Raw genomic sequence first — 615 nt, 5'->3', positions numbered from 1 at the left:
AAGGCACATCTACAAAAAAACGATAGTTTTACAAAAAAAGCAAATGCTTCTTCTTTTCTTCTTAAAAAAATAGCTGTTTACCTTTCTGATTTACAGCTTACTTTAGACAATCTTCTTGATAAACGTCTTGTTGAGACTTTCTACAATTTATTTATTGCTATTCTTCTGAATAGAAATCGCTCTATTGGGTTGCTTCTGAGTGAGTTAGGAGGCTTTATTTGTGGATTCAATCATGCTCCAGCAGGAACAAACGTATCAGCAACTTTCTACGTTCAAAGAAATGGACAGTTACTGTAATTGATGATTTTCTATTTGCTCGCAGTAAAAAACGCATTGAACAACTAATCCAAATAGGAAAACGTCCCTTGTTAATATGGGACGATAGTAAAATAGAGAAACATGAGAGTTGGTTTACTGAGGGACTATGCAGTGTAGAAAGTAGTAAAGCAAAACGTCTTACAAAAGTCAAGAAAGGATTTTATCGTCCACCTGTAAGTCGTATCTGTGTACCAGGTTATCGCTGGACTGCTACCTTACTTTCTGCTTTGGGTGAAGCCCCAAGTGTTTGTCAAATGACTTGGTGGACTACAAGAGGAAAACATAAAGAACACGGTA

2 pseudogenes are annotated in these 615 nt (G+C 36.3%); both read left to right on the top strand.

Annotated elements, in window-relative coordinates:
• Nucleotides 1-297: pseudogene (locus VB248_RS22555) on the top strand (hypothetical protein); the annotation flags it as partial.
• 68 nt (nt 298-365) lie between these two features.
• Nucleotides 366-615: pseudogene (locus VB248_RS22550) on the top strand (transposase); the annotation flags it as partial.

This window comes from Arcicella rigui, assembly GCF_034929435.1.
Taxonomy (GTDB): Bacteria; Bacteroidota; Bacteroidia; order Cytophagales; family Spirosomataceae; genus Arcicella; species Arcicella rigui.
Note: the sequence above shows the minus strand (reverse complement) of the source record. Positions and strands in the feature narration are given on the sequence as shown.